The following is a 9,154-nucleotide window of genomic DNA, read 5'->3' as shown; positions in this document are numbered from 1 at the left end:
GCGGGCCCCGCAGGACCCGCTATGCAACCTGCGGGGCCCGCCGCGCCGCAGGTGTCGTCCATAGGATCTCTCGGACGACCTGCGCGCCGTTAGAGCGCCCGGCGGGTTTTTCAGCCGGCGTGACCGTAGGCTTGCCGGGTATGAGGGTCCACGTGGTGAGTGACGTTCATGGCCGCGCTGACGCGCTCGCCGCCGCGGGGAAGGGCGCTGACGCCTTCGTCTGCCTGGGGGACCTCATTCTGTACGTGGACTACCGGGATCACAGCCGTGGGATTATGGGGGACCTGTTCGGTCCGGACGCGGTCGGAAAAATGATTCGGCTGCGGACCGAGCTGCGTTTCGACGAAGCCCGTGAATGGTCCCGTGGTTTGTGGGCTACCTTGGGTGACGACCGGCAGGCGATCGTCGAGCAGGCGATCCGCCGGCAGTACGAACAGATGTTCGCCGCTTTTCCTACACCGACTTTCCTGACCTATGGCAACGTCGATCTTCCGCACCTCTACCTGGACTATCTGCGTGACGGCGTCACGCTGCTCGACGGTGAGACGACCGAGATCGGAGGGTTGCGGTTCGGTTTCGTGGGCGGGGGTTTGCGCACACCCATGCGCACCCCCTACGAGATCGACGACGAAACCTACGCCGCGAAGGTCACGGCGGTCGGGGCGGTGGACGTTCTGTGCTGCCATATTCCGCCGCACCTGCCCGAGCTCGTGTACGACACGGTGGCCCGGCGTTACGAGCGGGGTAGCGTCGCGGTGTTGGAGGCCATTCACGAAATGAAGCCGCGGTACGTGCTCTTCGGGCACGTCCACCAGCCGTACCGGGACGTACTCGACATCGGACGAACGCGCTGCGTGAACGTCGGACATTTCAACGCTCAGGGGACACCGTTCGTGCTTGAGTGGTAGAGGGCGTCCGGTGGGCATTGGTCGTCCGGATGTCGATCCGCGTGATTGGAGATCTGCTGGACACGCCCCCGGCAGTCGGCCGCGCCCGTAGCGGGTCCGGTAACCTCGGCGGTCGGTCAGGATGATTATCCTGGCGTGTGGAGAGATCCTGGATGTCGGAGTAACCGGGATGTAACCGGGATGCCAGTGGCGCCGGGCACCCCCGGGTGAGTTGTGGAGGCACTGTCACCAATGGCGGACCACGCCCGAGCCACCATCACGATCAATGCGGAGCCCGCGGCCGTGATGGCCGCGATTGCCGATATCAACACATATTCGACCTGGTCGGGGCCGGTGGAACGGTCCGAGATCGTCGCGGCTGGGCCTGACGGTCGTCCCCGTCAGGGCCGTTTCCTGGTCAACGCGGTGGTGACGAAGGAGGAATTCGTCATCGAGTACACCTGGTCGGGTGATGATTCGGTCAGCTGGACCCTCGTCGAGGGAAACAACATGATCGCACAGGACGGCAGCTACGTCCTGCGCGATCTGGGTGGCGGCAGGACCGAGGTCGTGTACGATCTCACCGTCGACTTGAAGATCAAAATTCCGGGTCTGCTTCGGCGCAGGGTTCAAAGCGGCGTTGTCGACGCCGCTTTGAAGGACCTCAAGAAACACATCGAGAGCTGACTGCGCGTGCGCTGCGTGCTCTTCACGGGCAAGGGGGGCGTCGGGACGACCACGGTCACCGCGGCGACGGCCACCCTGGCCGCTCAGCGCGGTAACCGGACGCTGGTGCTGTCCGCGGACCCGGCGCAGGGTCTCGCGGCGGTTCTCGACCATCCGCTGAGCACGGCTCCCGTCGAGATCGAGTCCGGCCTGTTCGCGCAGCAGGTGGACACCCAACGCGCCTTCGAGGACCGTTGGCCGACGATGCAAGCCCCCCTGCGCCGGCTCTGGGAGGCCACCGGAGCAGACCCGATCGAAGCCGGTGAGCTGACGGTGCCTCCCGGTGCCGGAGAGGTTCTCACCCTCCTGCACCTGTTCGACCAGATCAGATCCGGGGACTACGACGTCATCGTGGTCGATGCCGGCCCGATCGCCCAGTTACTGCGCCTGTTGACCTTCCCGGAGACACTGGCCTGGTACCTGCGCCGGATCGTTCCGGCCGATGGTCGGCTTGCCCGTCTGCTGCGCGGCGGCTCCCGGCGGCTTGGCCGCTCCGACTGGCCGGACGTCACGGCCGAACCGCTTGCGGGTGCCGCCGTACAGCTTCAATCGATCATGGATGAGGTTCGTGAGATCCTGTCCGACCCGTCACGCTCCAGCGTGCGGCTCGTTCTGACACCCGAGACCGTCGTGGTCTCCCGGACACAGGCCGCGGTGGGCGCTCTCGCACTGCACGGGTTCGGTGTGGACGCCGTGGTGGCCAACCGGGTGCACACCGATGCCGGTGGCGACGCCTGGCGGGCCGGATGGGCGGCCGTCCACCGTGACCAGCTGTCAGCCGTCGACCTGTCCTTTGCGCCGATCCCGGTCCTGCGCGCGGCCTACCGCGCCGGTGAACCGATCGGCCTGGAGGAGCTCGCGGCCTTTGCCGCGGGTGCCTACTTGGCTTTGGACCCGGCCGCGGTCCTCGGTGGCGGCGGGCGGGCCGGGATCGGCCCGCTGCGGGTCGAGCGTACCGGGGACGGCTTCTCGATCTTGATCGATCTGCCGTTCGTGGAGCGTTCCGAGATCGCCCTTGCCCGGCTCGGCGCGGACGAGCTGATGGTGTCCGTCGGGTCGCAGCGGCGGATGCTCACCCTGCCGTCCGCGTTGCGACGCTGTGACGTCAGCGGCGCGGTGCTGCGGGACGACCGGTTGGTGGTGTCCTTCGTGCCCGACCCGAGCCTGTGGGCGCGCACGTGACCCGTCTGGCGCCGGGTCCGCTCGCCCAGGAGGCCGCCCTGCTCGCCGCGGCCCTGCGTGACCTGCTCGCGCACCCGGCGGCACACGCCCACACCACCGATCACGCCCACACCACCGATCACGCCAGCGCCACCGATCACGCCAGCGCCACCGACCACACCGATCACGCCAGCGCCACCGATCACACCGGTGACGCCAGCCGCCATGCCGGTGACGCCAGCCATGCCGGTGAGGACGCTCATACCGGCCGTGCCGGTCCTGGACCGGTGGGATCCGGGGTCCGCTCCGGCTCGCCGTCCGGTGGTGCTGGCAGCAGTGGTACTGGCAGCAGTGGTGTCGGTTGTGACTGTGGTTGCCGGCCGGAGAGCCACCACGACATCCGTCCGGACGGCGTCGCGATGACCATGTGCCAGGTGTGTCCGGTCTGCCGGCTGGCCACCACGCTGGCCGCGGGCCGGCCGGAGGCGGCCGTGCACCTGTTCGCGGCAGCCACCTCGCTGGCCGCGGCGGTGCGGGCGATACTCGCCGATCGTCCGAATGCCGGAGGAGACGGCGCGGCTGCGGCCGGTGCCGGCCGGGTGGACGACACTGCTAGGAGGGGAAGGACAACCGAGCGACCGGGGTCCGGATCGCGTGTTCAGAGGATCGATGTCGAGTGATCACCGCAACGTCGTCGGGAACGAACGGCGCGCAGTCCGATCTGGTGATCGGCGTGGACGTCGGCGGCACAAAGATTGCCGCGGGTGCCGTCGACGAGGACGGGGCGATCCTGGCGTCGGTCCGGCGGCCGACGCCGAGCCAGGAGCCGGCCGCGGTGGCCGATCTGATCAACGCGGTGGTCGGCGAGCTGCGGGCGGCCGTGGCGCCGCGGCCGGTGCAGGCGGTCGGCATCGGGGCGGCGGGTCTGATCGACCGTGACCGCTCGCACGTGTTGTTCGCGCCGAATCTCGCCTGGCGTGACGAACCGCTGCGGGACGAGGTGAGCGTCCGCACCGGCCTGCCGGTGGTCGTCGAAAACGACGCGAACGCGATGGCCTGGGGGGAGTACCGCTTCGGAGCCGGCCGCGGCCAGCACGATCTGGTGTGTGTGACGGTGGGGACCGGCGTCGGCGGCGGGATCGTGCTGGACGGCCGGCTGTACCGGGGGCGTTTCGGGCTCGGCGGGGAGATCGGGCACATGCAGCTGGTGGCCGGAGGCCGCCCGTGCGGTTGCGGGAACAGGGGATGCCTCGAGTCGTACGGCAGTGGCAACGCGCTGGTCCGCAAGGCCCGCGAGCTGGTCATGACCTCGCCGGCGGCGGGCCGGCGGTTGCTGGAGCTGGCTGACGGCGATGTGACCGTTCTCACCGGTCCGGCGGTCACCGAGGCTGCCCGCGAGGGCGACCCGCTCGCGGTGAAATGCTTCGAGGATGTCGGCACCTGGCTGGGCCGGGCGATGGCCAGTCTGGCCTCGGTTCTTGATCCCGGTCTCTTCGTGCTCGGTGGCGGCGTGTCGGAGGCCGGTGATCTTCTCCTCGTCCCGGCCCGGGTGGAGTTCGCAAACAGCCTGTCAGCCCGTCGGTACCGTCCCGAGGCGCAGATCGTCGTGGCCCGACTCGGAGCGCAGGGTGGCATCATCGGCGCCGCCGACCTGGCCCGTCGCTGACCGGGTTGTCGCTGAACCGATCAGCAGCGAACCGGTCGTCCCTGGACGGCTTGTCGCTGAACCGGTCGGCGACGCGGGCAGCCCCGCGCGATCAGCGGGTCGTGTCCGGACGGTAGTCGGCAACCAGTTCCTGGGCCAGCTGTTCCAGGAACAGCCCGGCGTCCGTGACGACACCGACAGCATGAGTGAACCCGCGGTCGGCGATCCTGGTGACGCTGCTGGGGTCGATGTCCACGCAGGCCACGGGGATGGATGCCGGCAGGATGTTGCCTGTCGCCACCGAATGCAGCATCGAGGCGACCATTATTGCGAATCCGATCCCGTGCAGGGCGTCGCGCATGGCGCGTTGGCCGACCAGCACGTCGGTGTGGACGTCCGGCAGCGGGCCGTCGTCCCGGACCGAGCCGACCAGGACGAACCTCTTGTCCGCCTTGACGATGGCATGCATGATCCCGCTGGTCAGGACGCCGTTGTCGACGGCTGCGGCGATGGATCCGGCGCGCCGGATCGTGTTGATCGCCCGGATGTACTGTTCGTGCCCGCGTTCGGCCCCCTTGCCGCGGCTGGGTTCGTTGCCGAACGCCGCTCCGTACAGGGCCGCTTCGATGTCGATGGCGGCGAAGGCGTTGCCGGAGAAGAGCACGTCGACGTAGCCGGCTTCGATCAGGGCGACCATGGCCGAGGTGGCCCCGGTCTGGACGACGGAGGGCCCGGCCACCCACAGCACTCCGAAGCCCTCCGCCTTGAGCTCACGGATCTGGCGGGCGATCGTCCGGACCAGCAGGGCTTGGCGCTGTGGCGCCAGTAGGGCCGTGGACGACGACATGGACTGGAAGGTTCCGTGTATCCGGGTCGAGTGGTCGGTGACCGGCAGGACGGCCTTCACCCCGGACACGCCGCACACGATCATGTCGCCGGCCCGGACGTCGGAGACCGGGATGGTGCGTACCCGCCCTTCGGAGACGACAAGGCCGCAGTCCATCTCGGGATGTTCCACCGGTACCCACTGGCCGCCGAGGCGGACCACGGTTTCCAGATTGGTGGTCGAGTAGAAGTCGGCGGGAAAGACCCCGTCGTGGTCAGCCGCCCGCACCACCGCCGTGCCCGGCTCCACGCTGTTGACGCCATAAGCCTTGATCCGCATGAGAATGCGGGTCAGATGCTCCCTCGAGTCCGCCCCGACGGTGATCATCGCATGCGACTCGTCGTCGTGGGTCATACCGAGATCGATACTCTCGATCTCGTAGTCGCCTCCGTAACCCAGGACGTCATCGAGTATCCGGGCAAGAATACCGGTGTCCATCAGGTGACCATGTATCTCGACCTTTTCGTGGAACTGCACGCAGCCGCCCCTTCCGTGACGTGACGCAGGCGTCCGGTCCGCCTGCCGGCGAATCCGGATCAGACGATCGCGCCGTCGTCGCCGTCCGCTGAATCGGTGGGCGGCCGATCTCCCATTCGGAGTACCAGTGTGGCGACTCCGCCCAGCACAAGCATGACTCCTCCGACGTCATAGGGCCTGCCGTGGTCAATCCCGGCAATCGTGGGCACCAACAGGATCGCGACGCCGAGGGCGATGGAACACAACGCCCACCGGGTGGTGGGTTGCATGCGTGGTATCGGAGGTGGGGGCGGTGGCTCGTAGTGGTCCGACGGATCATAGGGATCATCGGAGGCGTCGGGGTCGTCCGGGATACCCGGAAGGTCGACGTCCGTCCCGTCGCCGGCTGGATTTCCGGTGCCGGTCCCGTCCGCGGGGAAGGGGAAATGGTCGTTTCGGTACCTCGGGTCGAGTGGTAAGCGCCAGATCGGACGCACGGTCACGCTCGGGGGTTCCGCCCGCACCGTGACGTCCTCGCTGGACGGCCAGGTCCGCTCGACGGGTTCGGCGTCGAAACGGGCCACGAGCGAGGCGAAGACCGCGTCCTGATCCGCGTTCTGACCTGTGCCCTCGTCCCCGCCGGGGGTGTCCGCCGCCGGTGGCTCACCGGCGGCGGGGTTTCGGGTCGCGGTGCCGTCCGCGGGTGCGGGATCATCTCGGTGCGCGCCGGACCGGTCGGCGGGCCCGATCGTGGCCGCGTCGCGGTCCTCGGCATCGGGCGGACCGGCTTGCGGCGGCCGTCCACAGGCAGGCGGACCGGTCTCCGGCGGCGGTCCACAGGCAGGTGGTGGCAGGTCAGGCACGACTCACCCCGAGACAACCGTGTGTGTGTCGACGAACTGGAGACTTCCCTGGAAAATTGTCTGTCTATCGTTGTCGAGTGTCGCCACGTGGTAGCTGTTCTCCAGGATGCGCTCGGAGACGGCGCACGATGTCGCGCCTTCCAGCAGGATCAGTCCGGACGTGGCTTCGACGACGTGGTCGACGCGGCTGCGGAAGGTCAGGATCGGGCTTGTGATGCGGCCCAGGTCCGCCACTGCCACCGCCCACAGCTCGCGCAGGGAGACGAAGGCCCGCAGGGGCAGCCGGCGGTAGGCGACCTCTGTCGTACCCGGGGCCTTGATGTCGCTGTTTACCCCGATCACGCCGGGGACGAACCGCGAGAGCACCGGGGCGAGCGCCGCCACCCGGCGGTCGGTGCCGAGGCTGGGGTTGACCGTGACTACACCGGCCACCGCCGAGCCATGCACTTCCGCCAGCCGCAGGGTCAGGGTCCCGCCCATGGACAGCCCCATGACGAATACGGTCGGGCAGCGTTGCCGGAGGCGGTTGAAGGCGTCATCGGCCGCGCCGAACCAGTCGTGCCAGGTTGTCGTGTTCATCTCCTGCCAGTGTGTGCCGTGGCCCGGCAACAGCGGGCAGGAGACCGTCAGGCCCGCCTCCGCGAGGAACGCGCCCCAAGGGCGCATGCTCTGGGGTGTGCCCGTGAATCCGTGGACCAGTAGTACTCCGATGTCGCCGCCGTCGTGCTCGAACGGCTCCGCACCCGGTATGACCGAACGCCGTGGTACTCCTGCCATGGTGCCCGCCCTCTCGTTGCTTGTGCGCGATCGGCCGCACTCCGTGGAGATGGACGATTTTTCTGTTTTCGTCGCGCAAACCGGCTCCGCAGCATGCTCGCATGCCGGGCGGGTACAGGCCATGCTCACTATGATGCCGATGTCTTATCCGACGCCGGCCCCGGTAGCCGGTCCCATGCCCGCGCGGACCCCGCGTCGCCGTAGGAGGGCCGGTGGCCGGTGTCCGCGGACCTCCGGCCCGTCGACATCCTTCCGGTCGACCCCGCGGCGGTCTTCGAGGTGGTCCTCGTGGTGGACGGGGCCATCCCGGTTCCATAGGGTTATTCGGGCCACCGTGTGCGGGTGCGTCGGGCCGATATTGGTGGACGACCACACCGGGAGCTGACGTGTTGTACTGGGTCGTCAAGGCGTTTCTCACTCCTATCCTGCGGCTGTTCTGGCGGCCGTGGGTCGAGGGGTTGGAAAACATCCCGGAACGAGGTCCTGCCATCCTCGCCGGTAACCATCTGTCCTTCTCCGACCACTTCTTCCTCCCGCTGGTCGTGCCGCGACGGGTCACCTTCCTGGCCAAGAGCGACTACTTCACCGCACCGGGATTCAAAGGCTGGCTGAAGCGGTTGTTCTTCACCAGTGCGGGTCAGCTTCCGATCGACCGCAGCGGTGGAGCCGCCAGCGACATGGCGTTGCGGACCGGCGTGAGGGTGCTCCAGCGTGGCAAGCTGCTGGGGATCTATCCGGAGGGCACGCGCTCGCCGGACGGACGGCTGTACCGAGGCAAGATCGGTGTTGCCCGGATGGCGCTGGAGTCGAAGGTGCCGGTCATTCCGGTTGCGATGATCGGCACCTTCGAGGTGCAGCCCCAGGGGAAGCTGATGCCCAGGATCCGCCGTGTCGGCATCCGCATCGGCCGGCCTCTTGATTTCAGCCGGTACGAGGGCATGGTCGACGACCGGTTCGTGCTCCGGTCCATGACCGACGAGATCATGTACGAGCTCATGGCGCTCTCAGGCCAGGAGTATGTCGACAGGTACGCACAGCGAGTCAAAAGCGAGCTCACCGCCGCGCACGAGGCGGCGACCGGGGCGGCCGGCGGTTCCGACGGGGATCCCGGCCACAAGGCTGCTGGTCATACGGTCGACCGGGTCTCGGCAGAGGCGCAGACGAAGGTGTCGACGAAGGCGCCTCGTAGCTCGCGCGCCCGCCGGCGGGCCGGTCGCAATGCCGGCCTGTCGGGCCTGGGTGATCAGACCGACACCCGTCAGGCAGGCTGACCTCCCGCCGGTGGGGCACGGCAGGATGGTCGGCGTGTACTCATCGGGGGATCCTGTAGCGCTCGACCATCCGTCGCGTGGGCGTCGGTCGGCAGGAATGCGCCGTGCCCCGGCACGGCTTGCCGTGACAACTGCTGTTGCCACGGTTGCCATCCAGCTGACAACCGGTGCCGTACCCGCGGCCCGGGCCCAGCCGGCGCCGGAGGTCACGTCGGGGAGTCCCGCACCCGCGCGGTCGGCGGTGACGGATCCACCTGCCGGCACGGTCCTGCGCGCGGGCCGGTTCATCGTCGACCCTGACGGTCGGACGCTGTTCGTGCGCGGCGTTTCGGTGCCGCCCGGTGCCGCTCTCGACCAGGCCACCGTCGCGCAGTGGGCCGCCGCCGGCTTCACCGCGGTGAGCCTTGGCGTGCGGATGGAAGCCGACGGGACGTTCACCGGGCAGCCGGGCCGTGTCGGTGGGTCGGCCCGGCTGCCCGGCG

Annotated in this window: 9 protein-coding genes and 1 pseudogene; 7 read left to right on the top strand and 3 right to left on the bottom strand. The window is 68.6% G+C overall.

From position 1 onward, the window contains the following. The first annotated feature begins 140 nt into the window (after window positions 1–140). From CV1CTNOD_RS16735 to CV1CTNOD_RS16710, 5 genes are all read left to right on the top strand, one after another. Window positions 141–908 carry a metallophosphoesterase family protein gene (locus CV1CTNOD_RS16735; RefSeq protein ID WP_131786982.1) on the top strand — a complete coding sequence of 256 codons (768 nt, stop codon included), beginning with the start codon at window positions 141–143 and terminating at the stop codon, window positions 906–908. A 231-nt stretch (window positions 909–1,139) separates the two neighbouring features. Further along, on the top strand, window positions 1,140–1,574 hold the full coding sequence (locus tag CV1CTNOD_RS16730) for an SRPBCC family protein (RefSeq protein ID WP_131767842.1): 435 nt from the start codon (window positions 1,140–1,142) through the stop codon (window positions 1,572–1,574). A gap of 6 nt (window positions 1,575–1,580) precedes the next feature. Further along, window positions 1,581–2,795: an ArsA family ATPase gene (locus CV1CTNOD_RS16725; protein WP_207386500.1), complete on the top strand. Its 1,215-nt coding sequence runs from the start codon at window positions 1,581–1,583 to the stop codon at window positions 2,793–2,795. After that, window positions 2,792–3,454, top strand: coding sequence for a hypothetical protein (locus tag CV1CTNOD_RS24855; protein WP_165485570.1), 663 nt, complete (start codon window positions 2,792–2,794; stop codon window positions 3,452–3,454). The genes CV1CTNOD_RS16725 and CV1CTNOD_RS24855 overlap by 4 nt, the downstream gene beginning before the upstream one ends. Further along, on the top strand, window positions 3,454–4,440 hold the full coding sequence (locus tag CV1CTNOD_RS16710; protein WP_131787013.1) for an ROK family glucokinase: 987 nt from the start codon (window positions 3,454–3,456) through the stop codon (window positions 4,438–4,440). Before CV1CTNOD_RS24855 ends, CV1CTNOD_RS16710 begins: the two co-directional genes overlap by 1 nt. Window positions 4,441–4,531: 91 nt before the next feature. Here the strand turns inward: CV1CTNOD_RS16710 and CV1CTNOD_RS16705 are convergent, their stop codons facing one another. The 3 genes from CV1CTNOD_RS16705 to CV1CTNOD_RS16695 are packed head-to-tail and all read right to left on the bottom strand — an operon-like array spanning window position 4,532 to window position 7,401. Continuing rightward, complete coding sequence (locus tag CV1CTNOD_RS16705) at window positions 4,532–5,782, bottom strand: TIGR00300 family protein (protein WP_131786979.1); 1,251 nt, start codon at window positions 5,780–5,782, stop codon at window positions 4,532–4,534. A gap of 59 nt (window positions 5,783–5,841) precedes the next feature. Continuing rightward, window positions 5,842–6,624, bottom strand: a complete 783-nt coding sequence (locus tag CV1CTNOD_RS16700; RefSeq protein ID WP_131786978.1) for a hypothetical protein — start codon at window positions 6,622–6,624, stop codon at window positions 5,842–5,844. 3 nt (window positions 6,625–6,627) lie between these two features. Beyond that, window positions 6,628–7,401, bottom strand: coding sequence for an alpha/beta hydrolase (locus CV1CTNOD_RS16695; RefSeq protein WP_131786977.1), 774 nt, complete (start codon window positions 7,399–7,401; stop codon window positions 6,628–6,630). A gap of 386 nt (window positions 7,402–7,787) precedes the next feature. Here CV1CTNOD_RS16695 and CV1CTNOD_RS16690 point away from each other — a divergent pair, with 386 nt between their 5' ends. Both CV1CTNOD_RS16690 and CV1CTNOD_RS24850 read left to right on the top strand, forming a co-directional pair. Beyond that, the gene (locus CV1CTNOD_RS16690) at window positions 7,788–8,672 is read left to right on the top strand and encodes a lysophospholipid acyltransferase family protein (protein ID WP_131786976.1); all 885 of its coding nucleotides are present in this window, start codon (window positions 7,788–7,790) and stop codon (window positions 8,670–8,672) included. A gap of 124 nt (window positions 8,673–8,796) precedes the next feature. Continuing rightward, window positions 8,797–9,154, top strand: a pseudogene (locus tag CV1CTNOD_RS24850) (hypothetical protein); the annotation flags it as partial.

The organism is Protofrankia symbiont of Coriaria ruscifolia (genome assembly GCF_900634745.1).
GTDB classification, from domain to species: Bacteria; Actinomycetota; Actinomycetes; order Frankiales; family Frankiaceae; genus Protofrankia; species Protofrankia californiensis.
Note: the sequence above shows the minus strand (reverse complement) of the source record. Positions and strands in the feature narration are given on the sequence as shown.